General features: G+C 73.0%; 14 protein-coding genes. 9 read left to right on the top strand and 5 right to left on the bottom strand.

Annotated features, from left to right (window positions below; translation table 11 throughout):
* Positions 1–11 precede the first annotated feature (11 nt).
* Entirely contained in the window at positions 12–1,076 is a 1,065-nt protein-coding gene (locus ACZ56E_RS34210; protein WP_468601919.1) for a lipoate--protein ligase family protein, read from the bottom strand.
* Positions 1,077–1,258: 182 nt separating this feature from the next.
* Between ACZ56E_RS34210 and ACZ56E_RS34205 the strand changes: the two genes are divergently transcribed.
* On the top strand, positions 1,259–2,632 hold the full coding sequence (locus tag ACZ56E_RS34205; RefSeq protein ID WP_471220246.1) for a cryptochrome/photolyase family protein: 1,374 nt from the start codon (positions 1,259–1,261) through the stop codon (positions 2,630–2,632).
* 29 nt (positions 2,633–2,661) lie between these two features.
* On the opposite strand, the gene ACZ56E_RS34200 is transcribed toward ACZ56E_RS34205, so the two are convergent.
* Together ACZ56E_RS34200 and ACZ56E_RS34195 are read right to left on the bottom strand one after the other, a co-directional pair.
* Entirely contained in the window at positions 2,662–3,309 is a 648-nt protein-coding gene (locus ACZ56E_RS34200) for an SDR family NAD(P)-dependent oxidoreductase (protein WP_471220244.1), read from the bottom strand.
* 85 nt (positions 3,310–3,394) lie between these two features.
* Complete coding sequence (locus tag ACZ56E_RS34195; RefSeq protein WP_471220241.1) at positions 3,395–4,033, bottom strand: RNA polymerase sigma factor; 639 nt, start codon at positions 4,031–4,033, stop codon at positions 3,395–3,397.
* Positions 4,034–4,132: 99 nt separating this feature from the next.
* Here ACZ56E_RS34195 and ACZ56E_RS34190 point away from each other — a divergent pair, with 99 nt between their 5' ends.
* Positions 4,133–5,131, top strand: a complete 999-nt coding sequence (locus ACZ56E_RS34190) for a MerR family transcriptional regulator (RefSeq protein WP_471220239.1) — start codon at positions 4,133–4,135, stop codon at positions 5,129–5,131.
* Positions 5,132–5,158: 27 nt separating this feature from the next.
* Here ACZ56E_RS34190 and ACZ56E_RS34185 read toward each other — a convergent pair whose 3' ends face one another.
* Positions 5,159–6,118 (bottom strand): ScbA/BarX family gamma-butyrolactone biosynthesis protein, encoded by a 960-nt coding sequence (locus tag ACZ56E_RS34185; protein WP_471220236.1) that lies wholly within the window; start codon positions 6,116–6,118, stop codon positions 5,159–5,161.
* 120 nt (positions 6,119–6,238) lie between these two features.
* Here ACZ56E_RS34185 and ACZ56E_RS34180 point away from each other — a divergent pair, with 120 nt between their 5' ends.
* From ACZ56E_RS34180 to glpX, 4 genes are all read left to right on the top strand, one after another.
* Positions 6,239–6,868, top strand: coding sequence for a ScbR family autoregulator-binding transcription factor (locus ACZ56E_RS34180; protein ID WP_398312889.1), 630 nt, complete (start codon positions 6,239–6,241; stop codon positions 6,866–6,868).
* 76 nt (positions 6,869–6,944) lie between these two features.
* On the top strand, positions 6,945–7,643 hold the full coding sequence (locus tag ACZ56E_RS34175) for an HAD family hydrolase (RefSeq protein WP_471220234.1): 699 nt from the start codon (positions 6,945–6,947) through the stop codon (positions 7,641–7,643).
* A 62-nt stretch (positions 7,644–7,705) separates the two neighbouring features.
* Entirely contained in the window at positions 7,706–8,482 is a 777-nt protein-coding gene (locus tag ACZ56E_RS34170; protein WP_471220288.1) for an SDR family NAD(P)-dependent oxidoreductase, read from the top strand.
* Positions 8,483–8,680: 198 nt separating this feature from the next.
* Positions 8,681–9,712 carry a class II fructose-bisphosphatase gene (glpX, locus tag ACZ56E_RS34165; protein WP_470982946.1) on the top strand — a complete coding sequence of 344 codons (1,032 nt, stop codon included), beginning with the start codon at positions 8,681–8,683 and terminating at the stop codon, positions 9,710–9,712.
* On the opposite strand, the gene ACZ56E_RS34160 is transcribed toward glpX, so the two are convergent.
* The gene (locus ACZ56E_RS34160) at positions 9,679–10,902 is read right to left on the bottom strand and encodes an IS701 family transposase (protein WP_471220232.1); all 1,224 of its coding nucleotides are present in this window, start codon (positions 10,900–10,902) and stop codon (positions 9,679–9,681) included. The two genes, glpX and ACZ56E_RS34160, sit on opposite strands and share 34 nt — an antisense overlap.
* A 232-nt stretch (positions 10,903–11,134) precedes the next feature.
* Between ACZ56E_RS34160 and ACZ56E_RS34155 the strand changes: the two genes are divergently transcribed.
* The 3 genes from ACZ56E_RS34155 (at position 11,135) to ACZ56E_RS34145 (ending at position 14,743) form a co-directional block, all read left to right on the top strand.
* Positions 11,135–11,767 carry a TetR family transcriptional regulator gene (locus ACZ56E_RS34155; protein WP_471220229.1) on the top strand — a complete coding sequence of 211 codons (633 nt, stop codon included), beginning with the start codon at positions 11,135–11,137 and terminating at the stop codon, positions 11,765–11,767.
* 296 nt (positions 11,768–12,063) lie between these two features.
* Positions 12,064–13,284 carry a sulfotransferase family protein gene (locus tag ACZ56E_RS34150; protein ID WP_471220227.1) on the top strand — a complete coding sequence of 407 codons (1,221 nt, stop codon included), beginning with the start codon at positions 12,064–12,066 and terminating at the stop codon, positions 13,282–13,284.
* Positions 13,285–13,363: 79 nt separating this feature from the next.
* Entirely contained in the window at positions 13,364–14,743 is a 1,380-nt protein-coding gene (locus ACZ56E_RS34145; protein WP_471220225.1) for a sugar porter family MFS transporter, read from the top strand.
* The last annotated feature ends 36 nt before the right edge of the window (positions 14,744–14,779 follow it).

Raw genomic sequence — 14,779 nt, 5'->3', positions numbered from 1 at the left:
CGCGGCGCCTATCAGGGGACGCGGGCCGTCCACTCGGCGGTCGTGAACTTGGTCCGCACGAGGTCCTGGGCGCGCGCCATCTCCTCCTCGGTGACCTTCCCGTCGACGAGGCCGTAGCGGCCGCGGAACGAGTCGACCATGCGCCCGATGACCGCCTCGCGGGGCAGCCCGGTCTGGCGGCGCAGCGGGTCGACCCGCTTCTTGGCGCTCCGCGTGCCCTTGTCGGACAGCTTCTCCTTGCCGATGCGCAGCACGTCGAGCATCTTGTCCGCGTCGATGTCGTACGACATCGTCACGTGGTGCAGCACCGCGCCCGGGCCGCCGCCGGGCGCCACCATGCGCTTCTGCGCGGCACCCGCGATCTTCCCCGCGTCCGTCGCGATGTCGTTCAGCGGCTGGTACCACGCCTTGATGCCCATGTCGGCGAGCGCGCCGAGCACCCAGTCGTCGAGGTAGGCGTAACTGTCCTGGAAGGAGAGCCCCTGCACGAGGGCGTCCGGGACGGAGAGGGAGTACGTGATGGTGTTGCCGGGCTCCACGAACATCGCCCCGCCGCCGGAGATCCGCCGCACCACGTCGATGCCGTGCCGCGCCGCGCCCTCCGCGTCGACCTCGTTGGCGAGCGACTGGAAACTGCCGATGATCACCGAGGGCGAGGCCCACTCCCACACGCGCAGCGTCGGCGGCCGCCGGCCCGCCGCGACCTCCTGCGTGAGCACCTCGTCGAGGGCCATGTGCAGCGCGGGCGGCTGCGGCTCCTCGTGGATCAGCTGCCAGTCGTAATCGGTCCAGTCCGTCGCGTGCGCGAGGGCACGGCGGACGGCGATCCCGACGCCCTCCGACGTCAGGCCGTACATGACCGTGCCCTCGGGGAGCGCGGCGTCGACGCGGGCGGCGAGACCCTGGGCGTCCGTGTCGGCGGGAGCGCCGTCCAGCGCGCCGTTGATCGCGTCGAGCGCCTCGTCGGGCTCCAGGAAGAAGTCACCGGCCACGCGCGTGTTCCGCAGCGCACCGCCCTCGACGTCCAGATCCACCACGACGAGCTTGCCGCCGGGGACCTTGTACTCACCGTGCACCTTGCTGCCTCCATGCCCTGTTCCGAATCGTCCCCCAACGCTAGCCCAGCGCGGGAATGTCCCGTTGTGTGCGCCGTGCGGGGGACCGCACCCCGTACGGCGCATCCCCGCACTCCGGACCGGCCGAAGGACAGGAGGAAGGAACCGCAACGGACCGGCCCACGCACCCTGGAGTACGCACCATGCACATCTCGGTCGTCCTGTTCACCTCCGACCTGCGGGTGCACGACCACCCTCCGCTGCGTGCCGCCCGCACGGGCGCGGACGCCGTGGTGCCGCTCTTCGTCCGCGACCGGGCCATCGCGGACCTCGGCCTCGCGGGGCCGAACCGGGAGGCGTTCCTCGCCGACTGCCTGAGCGAGCTCGACCGGATGCTGCGGGACCGCGGCGGCAGGCTCGTGGTGCGCGAGGGCGACCTCGTCGAGCAGGTGCGGTCCGTCGTCGAGGCGGCGGACGCCGACGAGGTCCACATGGCGGCGGGCGCCAGCCGGTACGCGCACGCCCGTGAGCAGCGGCTCCGCGAGGCGCTGGAGCGCGACGGCAGACGCCTGTACGTCCACGACGCCGTGGTCACCGCGGTCGCCCCCGGCACGGTGACCCCTGCCGGCTCCGACCACTTCGCCGTCTTCACCCCGTACTACCGCCGCTGGTCGGCGCAGGGCGTACGAGCCGTGCTCCCCGCCCCGCGCTCCGTGCCCGTCCCGGACCACATCCGCTCCGGCCCGCTCCCCGCCCGCGACGGCATGGACGGCCTCTCGCCGGGGCTCGCCAGGGGCGGCGAGAGCGTCGGCCGAGCGCTCTGGAAGGCCTGGCTGCGCGACGGCATCGACCGGTACCTGGAGACCCACGACGACCTCGCGGCCGACGCCACGTCGAAGCTCTCGCCGCACCTGCACTTCGGCACGCTGTCCGCCGCCGAACTCGTCCACACGGCCCGCGACCGGGCGACCGCGGGCGCCGAGGGCTTCGTCCGGCAGCTGTGCTGGCGCGACTTCCACCACCAGGTGCTCGCCGCCAGACCGGCCGCGGCCACCGCCGACTACCGCCCCCGCGGCGACCGCTGGCGCTCCGAGGAGTCGGCGCGGGAGGACATCCTTGCCTGGCAGGAGGGGCGCACGGGCTACCCGGTCGTCGACGCCGCCATGCGCCAGCTGCGCCACGAGGGGTGGATGCACAACCGGGGCAGACTGCTGACCGCGAGCTTTCTGACCAAGACGCTGTACGTCGACTGGCGGGTGGGCGCCCGGTACTTCCAGCGGCTCCTCGTCGACGGCGACACCGCCAACAACCAGCTCAACTGGCAGTGGGTGGCCGGGACCGGCACGGACAGCCGCCCCAACCGGGTGCTCAACCCCGTCCTCCAGGCGAAGCGTTACGACCCGGAGGGCACGTACGTACGCCGTTGGGTGCCCGAGCTCGGCGCGCTGCGGGGCGCGGCGGTCCACGAGCCCTGGAAGCTGCCGGACCGGGAGAGGGAACGGTACGACTACCCCGAGCCGCTCGTCGGGCTGGCCGACGGGCTGAGCCGTTTCAAGCGGGGCCGGGGCATCGCGTGACGGGCCGGCCAGGGGGGGAGCAGGCCCGCTCAGGCCGTGGCGATCCGCTCCACCAGGGAGCGCACCACCTCCAGCGTGTCGGCCCCGGGCGGCAGCGAGGACGGCTCGTCCAGGTGCGGGGAGCCGATGTCGTGCACCGCGACGGACCGCGGCGCGAGCTCCTCGGCGAGCACGCGGAGCCAGCTGCTCAACGCCGCCTTGGAGGCGGTGTAGTCGGCGGTTCCCGCGCGGGGCCCACATGGGGTTGTACGCGACCGGGGCGCCGTCGGCCCGCCGGTGGCCGCCAGCAGGAACCCCTTGTCCGCCACCACCGGAGCCGCGCCCCGCAGCACGGCCATGGGGCAGAGCGCGTTCACCGTCAGGAGATGCCCGGCCACGTCGTTCGACACGTCCTCGACGGCGCCGAAACCCGCGGCCCCGACCGTCACGAGCACCCCGTCGAGCCCCGGCAGGACCCGCTCCGCCCACGGGCCCAGCGCGGAACACTGGTCCAGGTCGGACGCCTCGAAGCACCGGGCGGGAGGCCCGCCGAGGTCCCGTGCGAGCGCGGCCAGACGCACGGGATTGCGCCCGGCCAGCGCGACCTGGGCACCGAGCTCGGCCAGGGCGCGGGCCGCGAGACCACCGAGGAGGCCGGTGGCCCCGACCACCAGAACGCGCGCACCCGAGATTTCCATGTCTGCCTCCCAGCTTTTCGGATGTACGGAACTTCACGCGGGACGGCCAGGACGGATGCACGGCTCGCGAGCCATTCGTGAGGGATCAAGGGCGTGCGGCGTCAGGGGCGGCGGGTCCGGCCGGCCCGGTCGTCCCGGCGGGGGCCAGGCAGTGCCGCAGGGCGCGCAGTCCGCGCCTCATGTGGCTCTTGACGGTGCCGAGCGGCAGGCCGGTCCGCTCCGAGATCTGGCTCTGCGTCAGGTCCCCGTAGAACGCCAGGCGCAGCACCAACTGCTGCGCCGAGGGCAGATTGGCGAGTTCGCGCTGGACGAGGAGCCGGTCCAGGATCTGCTCAGGGCAGGAGCCCGCGGCCACCGGGACCGCCTCCTGCCGGGCGCCCACGGCCGCCACGAGCACGGCGCGCCGGGCCCTTGCGGTGAGCGCGTCGGCGACCTTGTGCCGCGTGATGCCGACCAGCCAGCCGCCCAGGCCGCCCGCGCCCGGACGGTATCCGCGCCGACCGCGCCAGGCGGCGAGGAACACCTGCTGCGTCACGTCCTCGGCGTCCGCGCCGTCGCCCAGCGCACGCCCGGCGAGCCGGTGGACGAGCCGGCCCCAACGGCGGTAGACGGCCGCGAGACAGAGTTCGTCACCGGCGGCGAAGCCCGCCGCGAGCTGCTCGTCCCCGAGCAGGTCCTCGGGGTGCAGGATGCCGTCGTGGGTCCCGGGGTCGACCGTCACCATGATGCGTACTCCTCGTGCGGGGGCCGGAGTTGACCCCAGCCTGGTGACAGTCCGTGAGAGACGACAACTTGCAGCGATTGTGCGTCGTATCGTCGCGGGATGGGAGCTACCCGGCGACCGGGCCACACCCGGCAGAACGACCACGATCCAGGGCTGACCACCGGGACCGTCGCCCGCAGACTGGGCGTCGCACCGACCACGCTGCGCTCGTGGGAACGGCGGTACGGAATCGGGCCCGCCGACCGCGAACAGGGCCGCCACCGCCGCTGGACCGCCGTCGACGTGGGGCGGGTGGAGGAGATGTGCCGGCTGACCGCGCTCGGCGTGCCGCCCGCGGAGGCGGCGCGCGCCGCACTCCGGGAGGCCGAGACCGAAGCCGCGGTCCCGGCCCCGCGCTCCTCGCGGCACGGCGGCGGCCGCGGCACCCTCTCTCTCCCGCTCGGCCACGTCCGTCAGGAGTGCCGCGGCCTCGCCAGGGCCGCGGTGCGGCTCGACGCCCCCGCCGTCGAGGCGCAACTGCGGACCACCCTGGGCGAGTACGGCTTCACCACGGGCTGGGAGGAGGTCATGGCACCGGCCCTGCACGCCGTCGGACGCAAGTGGGCGTCGTCGGGCGAGCGGTATGTGGAGGTCGAGCACCTGCTGTCATGGCACGTCTCGTCCGCCCTGCGGCGCGCCCCGGGCGTCGGCGCCCCGGGGGGCGCGGCGAGGGCCGCCGCGCCCGTGGTGCTGACCTGCGTACCGGGGGAGCAGCACACCCTCCCCCTGGAGGCACTCACCGCCGTTCTCGGCGAACGGGGCCTGCCCACGCGGATGTTCGGCGCCGCCCTCCCCGCGGAGGCGCTGTACGAGGCGGTGCGGCGCATCGGCCCGTCGGCCGTGGTGCTCTGGGCGCACTCGCGCAACACCGCCGACCGTGCGCTGGTACGCCTCGTCGCCGACGCGGAGTGGGGCGTACGAGGGGCCCGGACCCACCCCGCCGTGCTCGTCGCGGGGCCCGGCTGGTCGCCGACCGCGGGCGCGTACGCACCCGGGGTCGAGCGTCTGACGGGGCTGCGGACGGCGGCGGACCGGATCGAGGCGCTCCTGGCGGTCTGACCCGGCGGGGGCGGGCCGGGCCCTCGTTCACGCCGTCGTGTCCGCCATGGTCACGCGGCAGGAGAACGCCTCGATGTCCTCCTGGAGGGCGGTGACCGACACGCTGGGGTGGCCTCCGGGGCGGGCGGCGGGCTCGACGCAGGCGGTGATCACGCAGGGGGCGTCGAACTCGACGTAGCGGAAGAACGCCGACTCGAAGCGGACCGGGACGACGGTGTCCGCGCGGTGGCCCTGGACGGCGTGGGCCGCCTGCCGGGCGGCCTCCAGGAGCAGCATGCCCGGGGCGTGGTCGACGGGGTGGTCGAACAGGATGGGGTGCGAGTGGTCGACGCGCAGCTGCCACCGGTCCGGTCTCGCGGTGGGCGCGAGCACGACGTCGGCGGCGTGCTCGCGGTTCACGAGAACGGGCTGGACCACCCCGAGCGCGCCGCCGGGCGGCACCGGGGCCGCAGCGGCGAGCTCGCCCGGCGCCGTGTACCGGTCGCCGCGCAGCCTGCGGTAGATCGACGGGGCGTGGCTGCTGAACCGCGTGTGCGCGGTGCCGAGGCGCAGACCGTCCCGCAGGATCTCGACGTCCATCGTGAGGGCCGCGAGACGACCGCCGCGCCGGACGATGTCGTGGCAGCCGATGCGGAGTTCGACGTCCATCGGTCCGCCGTCCGCCCACATCGCCTCGTGCGCGACCTCGTAGGTGAAGTGCTGCCAGATGAGGTGGTGGCCGAGCGGCACGTCGTAGCAGGCGTGTGAGATCAGCGGGATGCTCTGCCGCAGGGTCTCTGCGAGCAGCATCGGATCGTGCCGCCCGGCGACGGACGCGTAGAAGGAGTGGGTGCGCGGCCACCGGGCGGTGACCGTCACGCGGTCCTCGCCCGCGGGCTCCCAGCCGGTGAGCAGGACTTCGGTGCGGGCGAGCTTGTGGGTGAACTCCTGTGGAACAGGCCGGAGTTGGGCGGTGCGCGTGGTCTGTGCATGCGAAACGAGAGTCATGGGTCCCCCCCAGGGATGAGTGACGTCGTTACCCGAACGGTTGCGCGAGCTCTGGTGTCCCAGAACCATGCGGAGTAAAGTAACGTGCGTTCTTTTTGTTTGTCGAGAGAGGCCGTCCGAATGCCGGAACCGAAGCAGGAGCGGGCCCAGAAGACGCGCGACGAGATCCTTCGCGCCGCTGCTGAGGTCTTCGACGAGCGTGGGTACAGCGGCGCCAGCATGCGGGAGATCATGAACCGCGCCGGTGTGACGCTCGGAGCCGTCTACTTCCACTTCCCCAACAAGGAGGCGCTGGCCCTGGCCGTCATGCGGGCCCAGCCGGCGAGCATCGTGCCCGCCCTGAAGTCGCGGGGCCTGCAGCGCCTGGTGGACATCACGTTCGTGTGGGCGCACAAGCTCCAGACGGACCCGACGCTGCGCGCGGGCGTCCGGCTCACCAGCGAGCAGACGGGTTTCGGCCTCGACGACGCCACTCCGTACCGCGAGTGGGCCCAGATCATGGAGGAGTGCCTGGCCGACGGGCTCGCGGCGGGCGACGTCCGCCCGGACGTCGACGTCCGCACGCTGGCCGAGTTCGTCGTGTCGGCGTGCACGGGCCTCCAGGCGTACTCCCTCCTGGCCACCGGCCGCGAGGACCTGCCCGAGCGGACCCGGGCGATGTGGCGCCTGCTCATGCCCGCCATCGCCACGGACGAGGCCGCCCACAGCATCGACGTGAGCGAGGCGCGGGAAGCCGCTGTCAACGCCTGACGGCGCGCCCCGGCCGACGGCCGCACCCCTTGTCACCCATAAATCCGCCCGACCGAACAGCAGCCAAGGACGTTCCATGCACCAGCACTTCGACCGACTGCGTCTCGTGGCGCTCAACATCGACGGCGTTCTGCTCAACGACACGTTCAGCCCCGTCATCGGCAACTTCATCACCAGCCGCGGGGGTGTGTACGACGCCGGGACCGAGCGCCGCATCCTCTCCCAGCCGCGCCGCGTCGCGGGCGTCGAGATGGCCCGCGCGGCGGGCCTCGACGTGACGGGCGAGCAGGCGCTGGAGCTCTACTTCGCCGAGCGCGACCGCTATGTCGCCGACCACCCGGTGCGGCCGAACCCCGGCGCCGCCGAACTGCTCCACCGCGTACGCGACCTGGGGCTTCGAGTCGTCTGCTACGGAGGCCTGAGCAAGCCCCATTTCGACACCCACCTGGGCGCCTGGTCCCACCTCTTCGACGGTCCCGGTTACGTCTGCACCGACTCGTTCCGGCCGGGCATCGAGGAGATCGCCGGGGACGTCTTCGGTCTCCGCCTCGACGAGGTGCTGTTCGTGGACGACGTCGCCCGGGTCGCCGAGGCGGCCAAGGGACTCGACGTGCCGTTCATCGGCCACCCCTGCAGCTTCCAGCGCACGTTCATGGAAGAGCTGGCGACGCGGCACATCGTCGACTCACTGGACGCGATCGACGAGGAACTGCTGCGCACCGTCGACGCGGAGGCCGCGGCGGGCACGATCTGGCGCTCCCCGGTGCCGAGTTGAGCCACGGACAGGAACCCACGATGAACGACACCACCACGGTCGGCACCACGAGAGACGGCGCGATGACGAACACCGGACACGGCCTGCTGGCCGGCAAGACCATCATGATCACCGGTGCCTCCAGCGGCATCGGCGCGGCGGCGGCCCGGCTGTTCGCCGCCGAAGGGGCGGCCGTCGTCGTCACGGCGCGCAGGGAGGGGCACATCGAGAAACTCGCCGCGGAGATAGCGGAGACCGGGGGCCAGGCACTCGCGGTGGCCGGGGACGTGACGGTCCCGGCGGACGTCAAGCGGGTGGTCGACGCGGCGGTGCGGACGTACGGCCGTCTCGACGGGGGCTTCAACAACGCGGGATGGGCCACGGCGGGCACGCCGATGCACGAGACCGACGACGCCGTCTTCGACCGGGTCATGGACGTGAACGTACGTGGTGTCTGGAACTGCATGAAGGCGCAGATCAGCGCGATGCTGGCCGACGGCCGAGGGGGAGCCGTCGTCAACACCGCGAGCGCGGCGGGCGTCGTCGCGACCGGTGCCACGGCGTCCTACATCGCGGCGAAGCACGCGGTGATCGGTCTGACGAAGGCGGGCGGCGACGAGTACGGCCGCCGCGGGATCCGGGTGAACGCCCTGGTGGTGGGGAGCACGCGGACGGAGCTCATGGACCAGGTGCTGACGGAGACGCCCTCGCTGGAGGAGAGTTTCATCTCCCGCTCCATGCAGAAGCGCATGGCCGAGCCGGTGGAGGTGGCGCAGGCCGCGGCGTGGCTGCTCAGCGACCGGTCCTCCTTCGTCACGGGCGGCTCGGTGCCGGTCGACGGCGGGTGGACGGCGGCCTGACGCCGACGTGACACCCGACGGCAGCGTGCGCGGGCGGGGATGGGCGCCCCTCGCCCGAACGCGTGCGCGTTGTCGGTGAGTTGCCAAAGGCGGGAGCGGTTCGGGCGCAGGGGCCCGGTGGGGCGGTGCGGGGCCGGTAGCGTCCGGTCCGCAGCTGTCCGTCCCTGGATTCGGAAGGTCTCACCGGTGCCCCTGCTCATCTCTCCCGTCCCGACGTCCTCCCCCCTTGCGGTGCCCGCGGAGGCTCCCGACCGCAACCTCGCCCTGGAGCTCGTCCGGGTCACCGAGGCGGCCGCCATGGCGGCGGGCCGCTGGGTCGGCCGCGGCGACAAGAACGGCGCGGACGGCGCCGCGGTCAGGGCCATGCGGACCCTCGTCCACACCGTCTCGATGAACGGCGTCGTCGTCATCGGCGAGGGCGAGAAGGACGAAGCCCCGATGCTCTTCAACGGAGAGCGCATCGGTGATGGCACCGGTGCCGAGGTCGACATCGCCGTCGACCCCATCGACGGCACCACACTGACTGCCAAGGGCATGCCCAACGCGATCGCCGTGCTGGCCGCCGCCGACCGCGGCGCCATGTTCGACCCCTCCGCCGTCTTCTACATGGACAAGCTGGTCACCGGCCCCGAAGCCGCGGACTACGTGGACATCAACGCGCCCGCCTCGGTCAACATCCGCCGCGTCGCCAAGGCCAAGAACTCCTCGCCCGAGGACGTCACGGTCATGATCCTGGACCGCCCCCGCCACGAGGGCATCGTCAAGGAGATCCGCGAGACCGGCGCCCGCATCAAGTTCATCTCCGACGGCGATGTCGCCGGATCGGTCATGGCCGTGCGCGAAGGCACCGGCGTCGACCTGCTCATGGGCATCGGCGGCACCCCCGAGGGCATCATCTCGGCCTGCGCCATCAAGTGCCTGGGCGGCGTCATCCAGGGCAAGCTCTGGCCCAAGGACGACGCCGAACGCCGGCGCGCCCTGGACGCCGGACACGACCTGGACCGCACCCTGTCCACCGACGACCTGGTCAAGGGCGACAACGTCTTCTTCGTCGCGACCGGCATCACCGACGGCGAACTGCTCCAGGGTGTCCGCTACCGCGCGGCCACCGCCTCCACGTCCTCGCTGGTCATGCGCTCCAAGTCGGGCACGATCCGCAAGATCGACTCCGACCACCGGCTCTCGAAGCTGCGCGCCTACAGCGCCATCGACTTCGACCAGGCGAGCTGAGGGCCCGGGCCGACGGCCCCGGCGGTCCGGCCTCCCGCGATGAGCCGGTGGTACGCGTACGCGGCGGAAGTCAGCGTCATGTGGTGGTGCCAGCCGGGATACGAACGCCCCTCGAAGTCGCGCAGGCCGTAGTTCTCCGTGAGGTCCGCGAGGGCGGCGACGGTGCCGGACTGCGTCTGTACCAGGGGCAGCAGGTCGTGCAGCGGCGGGCGTACCAGGCTGGTGAGCCAGACGCGTCCGACCCCCTGGGCCCCGGGGCGCCGGCGGGCGAAGAGACGGTAGACGCCGGGGGAGACACCGCGCCGCCCCGGCAGGCGGACCAGGGCGGAGACCAGGCGGTCGCCGCGCGGCGGGCCGTGCCTGGGGTCGGCCGGGGTGGCCACCGCCCCCTTGGGCGCGAGGAGTTGGAGGAGCCGTCCGGCGGTGAGCACCCCGTCGGGTGAGCCCGGCGCGACCACGCGCTGGCCCTCCGGCACGACCCGCAGGCCGTGCGGCACGGCGATCACGCAGTCGCGCCCGCGCGCGGTCAGCTCTGTGGCCAGGTGCGCCCCGGACGTCGGGTGGTGGCTCGTGTCGGCGACGACCGGCACCGGTTCACGGCGGCTGAAGGGGGTGAGCGAGTCGACGAGGTCCAGGACGTGCTCCACGGAGGAACGGTGCCGCACGGTCTCCGGGATGCGCGTCCGCGCACGCAGCTCCTCGTCCTCGTGCCACTCCTTGGAGAGTCGCAGCCGCCAGTCCACGGGGACGTGTGCGGTGTCGGACGACAGGAACAGGCCTATTCCCATCTGGCAGTTGACCGTACGGCCGGTGGTCCGCTCGAACCGCTGGTGCACCCCGCAGGAGTGGCTGCCGCGCTTGGGCAGCACCGCGACGCCGACGGTCCAGGCACGCACCCGGAGGCGGCTCTCGGCAAGGCGCAGCAGCTCACGGCGGGCCGGCTCCCAGTCCCAGGGGCTGGCGTTGGCGAACTGGTGCAGGGACTGGGCGGCCGTCGGGCCCGCGTGCAGCTGGGCCGCGAGCCGCCTGACCGACTTCCTGCCGGGCGTGGTGAGCAGTCCCAGCACATAGGCGGCGGCCCAGCGCCGCTGATCCGCGCGGCGCAGGTGCCCGAAGACGGTCTCCGCGTACGAGCTGATCGACATGTCCGCGATCAGCTCGGGCAGCCGGTGGTCCTGGAGCTCTGTCATGGCATTCCCTCCCCGTGATGGCGCCTGACTCCGGCAATAATAGAGAACGTTCGTTTTCTTTTGAAGTCCCGGGGGCAGGTGGTCGCTACTTGGCCAACTTCAGTGCCACCCGACAACCGGAGGGGCGACTTTCGGAAGTCGGCGTTGTCGGCGCTCCGCCCAGTGCCCACAGTGGCTGTGGCGTGCAGGACCGGAGCGAAATGTGGGACTCCGGGGAACAGGGAAGGGTGCGATGGTGAAGCAGGAACGGGCCGCGAGGACCAGGGAGGCCCTGGTCCGCGCGGCGGCCCGCGAGTTCGAACACACGGGATACGAGGGCACATCCCTGGGCCGCGTCGCCCGGTCGGCCGGCATCTCGGTCGGCGCCCTCACCTTCCACTTCGCCTCCAAGGCAGGTCTAGCCGAGGCGGTGCGGACGCGCGGGGACGCCGCCGTCCGCGCCTGTGTGGCGCAGGCGAGCGCGGCCACGACGCCGCCGCTCGACACCGTGGTCGCGCTGACTCTTGACCTGGCGCGGCTGCTCGAACGGGACGAGGTGGTGCGGGCGGCGACCCGTCTGTGGCGTGAACTCCCCGAGGAGGACGGCACATGGTCCGCGCTCTGGCTGCCCACGGTGGCCGAGACCCTGGCCCGTGCGGACAGGGGCGGACTCGGCCCCGCCGTCAGCGAGGACGACGTGGTGCTCCTCGCCGAATACCTCCTGGCCGGCGCGGAGTCCCGCCTCTCGGGGCGGCTGCACGGTATGCCGGACGGGGGCGAGGACGCGAATGCGGGGGCCGGCGAGGAAGAGAGCGGCGACAGCGTGGAGCGGCACCTCTCCCGCCTCTGGGCGCTCGTCCTCCCGGGGCTCTCCGCCTCGTCGTAACGCGGCGGAGGCGCGCAACCACCGCTGAAAGCACGGCTGTTGTCCCGGGCGGTGACGCGCGGGTGACGCGCGGGCGGCGCGCCGCGCAAGCGAAGAGATCCAAGACCCGGCGGGCCGACGTGGCCCCGCCACCGTGCGGCCCCTGCGCGCACGGCAGTTGGTCCGGCACGTATCTGGAAGGTGGGTCGGTGAGCAGACGGAGTGAACCCGCTGTCCTCGCACGCGAGTCGGCTGTCCCCTGGGGCGGACCCGGCGGCGGACCGGCGTGGGGGAGGGGCGGCGGACCGGGACGGGGGATGGGTGGCGGACAGGCGCGACGGGCGTCCGGCGACCTGTTGTGGGCGACGGCGCACGGGGCGCCACCCGAGCGCGTCGACGGGTGCGACCGCGACGTGCTCGCCGTGGACGACCTCCTGGAACGGCTGCGCGAGGACGGTGACGCGGACGCCGTCGGACTGCGCTTCCTGCCGGCGCTCGACCGGCTCCTGCACTCCCTCGACACCGAGGCCGACCTACACGCCGAGGGCCGCAGGGCCGCCCGCGCCGAGCTGCTGTCGGCCCTCCAGAAGCAGCAGCAGATGATCCGGCTGCTCCGGGACCGGCCCGAGATCACACTGAACGACATCCGGGCCCCGGTCTTCGTCACCGGACTCCCGGGCAGCGGCGCCGCGCTGCTGCACAACGCCCTCGCGGAGCACCCCGGGCTCGACGCCCCGACCCTGGCCGAACTGCACGACCCGGCGGGCCGCCCCGCCACCCTCCGGCAGCGCCGCGCCGCACTGGACCGCGCGGGGAGCGTCGCGCGGAACCTGACGCGCGCCACCGCGGGGCGGGGCTCCGGGCTCCTCGTCGGCGCCACCCGGCCCGGCGGCTGCCACCGGCTCCTCGGCAACGCGTTCCACGGCATGGCGGCGACGCTCGCCTGGCGTGTGCCCGGTTACGCCGCATGGCTGGAGAGCGCGGACCCGACGGAGGCGTACGCGTTCCACCGCGCCCAGCTCCAGGCGGTCACCTGGCGGATCCCGGCCTCCCGGCTCGTCCTGCGCGACTCCTTCCACGCCCGCGGTCTGAAGCAGCTGCTCCGGGTCTACCCCGACGCCAAGGTGGTCCAGGTGCACCGTGATCCGGCGGACACGGTCGCCGCGTGCGCCGGCATCGCGACGGCCCTGCGCGGACGGACGGCCCGTCGGGTACGGCCCGCCGGGCAGGAGTGGGCCGACCGCGTCGAGCGCCATCTCGTGGCGGCCGAGCGGGCGCGGCTCGACGTGCCCCGGGGGCGGCTGCTGGACGTGCGCTTCGACGACCTGGTGGCGGACCCGGCCGGGCAGGTGCGTGCCGTGCTCGCCTTCGCCGGCGTCACCGCGACGCCGATGTTCGACCGGGTGGCGTCGACGTTCATCGACGGAACGGCCCGCGAGGCACGCCGTGCCCGCCCCTTCCAGCCCGCCGAATTCGGTCTCTCCCGCCGGGAGTTGACCAGCCGCTTCGCCCTGTACCGGGCGAGGTACGGGGTCTGAGCCCCCCGAAGCCCCTACACGTTCGCAGATACACGTACGCAGACATACGTATGCAGACTCGAGAAAGCGAGTGCCGTCGGTGACCGTGCACATTGACCAGGCGACGCGACCGCCCCTGCGGGTGGCGCCCGAAAGCGCCGAACCGGCCGTCCCGCCCTGGCGGCTGGCGCTCACCGTGGGCGTCGTCGCCCTGGGCGGGCTGCTCTTCGGCTTCGACACGGGCGTCATCTCGGGCGCCCTGCTGTTCCTCAAGGAGGACTTCCACCTCACGTCGTTCCAGGAAGGCGCGGTCATCTCGTCCCTGCTCCTCGGCGCGGCGGCCGGTGCGCTCTGGAGCGGCGGCCCCGCCGACCGCTGGGGGCGCCGCAAGACGCTGATCGCCGTCGCCGCCACCTTCACTCTGGGGCTCGCCCTCGCCACCCTGGCCACCGGCTTCTGGACCCTGGTGGCCGCGCGGGTGATCCTCGGCGTCGCCGTGGGCTCCGCGTCCTCGCTCGTCCCGCTGTACCTGGCCGAGGTGGCGCCGCCCAGGCTGCGCGGCCGCCTCATCACGGTTAACCAGATCCTGCTCACCGCGGGCATCCTCGTCTCGTACCTGATCAACCTCTGGTTCGCCGGGGACGCCAACTGGCGGGCGATGTTCGGCGTGGGCCTGGTCCCGTCCGTCCTGATGCTGGCCGGCCTCTTCTTCGTGCCCGAGAGCCCCGTGTGGACCGAGCGGAAGCGACGCACCGGGCTCCGGGACCAGACGGCGAGCCGGGGTGACGGGCCCGCCGCCGCGTCGGCCGCAGGCTCCGCCACCCCGCGCGGGATGCTGGCCGAGCCCGTCGTGCGGCGCGCGCTGCTGATCGGCGTCACGATCGGGGCGGTGCAGCAGTTCGCCGGGATCAACACGATCATCTACTACGCCCCCAGCATCATGCAGCGGGCCGGCCTGCCGGCCACCAACTCGATCCTGTACTCCGTCGCCATCGGCGTGGCCAACCTGCTCATGACGGTCGCCGCGATCCCGCTGGTCGACCGGGCGGGCCGCAAGCCGCTCCTCGTCTTCTCCCTGGTCGGCATGGCGGCGGCGCTCGTGCCGCTCGGCTGCGCCCTGAACGGGGCGTTCGGCGGGGCCTCGCACGGGGTCAGCTTGGTCTCCATGGGGCTCTACGTGTCCGCCTTCGCGGTCGGCATCGGCCCGGTCTTCTGGATCCTCGCCGCGGAGATCTTCCCGCCGGCCGTGCGCGCCAGGGGCGTGGCGCTGTGCGTCCTCGTCAACTGGTCCGCCAACTTCGTCGTGGGCCAGCTCTTCCTGCCCGCCGCCGACCTGTTCGGCGAGGCCGCCGTCTTCTGGTTCTTCGCCGCGGTCTGCGCCGTCGCCCTGGTCTTCGTGGTGCGCGTGGTCCCCGAGACGAAGAACCGCTCCTTCGCCGCGATCCAACGGGATCTGACGGCACGCGCAAAGCAGCTTTGACTCTGACTCTTGCATCAGCATGCATTGACTCCAGCG

It is taken from the genome of Streptomyces sp. NPDC039480, from assembly GCF_055597165.1.
The sequence above is the reverse complement of the archived record's forward strand: the minus strand, read 5'-3'. Positions and strand labels throughout refer to the sequence as shown.

What these genes read in the sequence shown, in the direction of transcription:
- ACZ56E_RS34160 (WP_471220232.1), bottom strand. Translation starts at nt 10,902, where the DNA reads ATGACAGAGCTCCAGGACCACCGGCTGCCCGAGCTGATCGCGGACATG.
- ACZ56E_RS34155 (WP_471220229.1), top strand. Translation starts at nt 11,135, where the DNA reads ATGGTGAAGCAGGAACGGGCCGCGAGGACCAGGGAGGCCCTGGTCCGC.
- ACZ56E_RS34170 (WP_471220288.1), top strand. Translation starts at nt 7,706, where the DNA reads ATGACGAACACCGGACACGGCCTGCTGGCCGGCAAGACCATCATGATC.
- ACZ56E_RS34190 (WP_471220239.1), top strand. Translation starts at nt 4,133, where the DNA reads ATGGGAGCTACCCGGCGACCGGGCCACACCCGGCAGAACGACCACGAT.
- ACZ56E_RS34180 (WP_398312889.1), top strand. Translation starts at nt 6,239, where the DNA reads ATGCCGGAACCGAAGCAGGAGCGGGCCCAGAAGACGCGCGACGAGATC.
- ACZ56E_RS34195 (WP_471220241.1), bottom strand. Translation starts at nt 4,033, where the DNA reads ATGGTGACGGTCGACCCCGGGACCCACGACGGCATCCTGCACCCCGAG.
- ACZ56E_RS34200 (WP_471220244.1), bottom strand. Translation starts at nt 3,309, where the DNA reads ATGGAAATCTCGGGTGCGCGCGTTCTGGTGGTCGGGGCCACCGGCCTC.
- ACZ56E_RS34185 (WP_471220236.1), bottom strand. Translation starts at nt 6,118, where the DNA reads ATGACTCTCGTTTCGCATGCACAGACCACGCGCACCGCCCAACTCCGG.
- ACZ56E_RS34150 (WP_471220227.1), top strand. Translation starts at nt 12,064, where the DNA reads ATGGGTGGCGGACAGGCGCGACGGGCGTCCGGCGACCTGTTGTGGGCG.
- ACZ56E_RS34175 (WP_471220234.1), top strand. Translation starts at nt 6,945, where the DNA reads ATGCACCAGCACTTCGACCGACTGCGTCTCGTGGCGCTCAACATCGAC.
- ACZ56E_RS34205 (WP_471220246.1), top strand. Translation starts at nt 1,259, where the DNA reads ATGCACATCTCGGTCGTCCTGTTCACCTCCGACCTGCGGGTGCACGAC.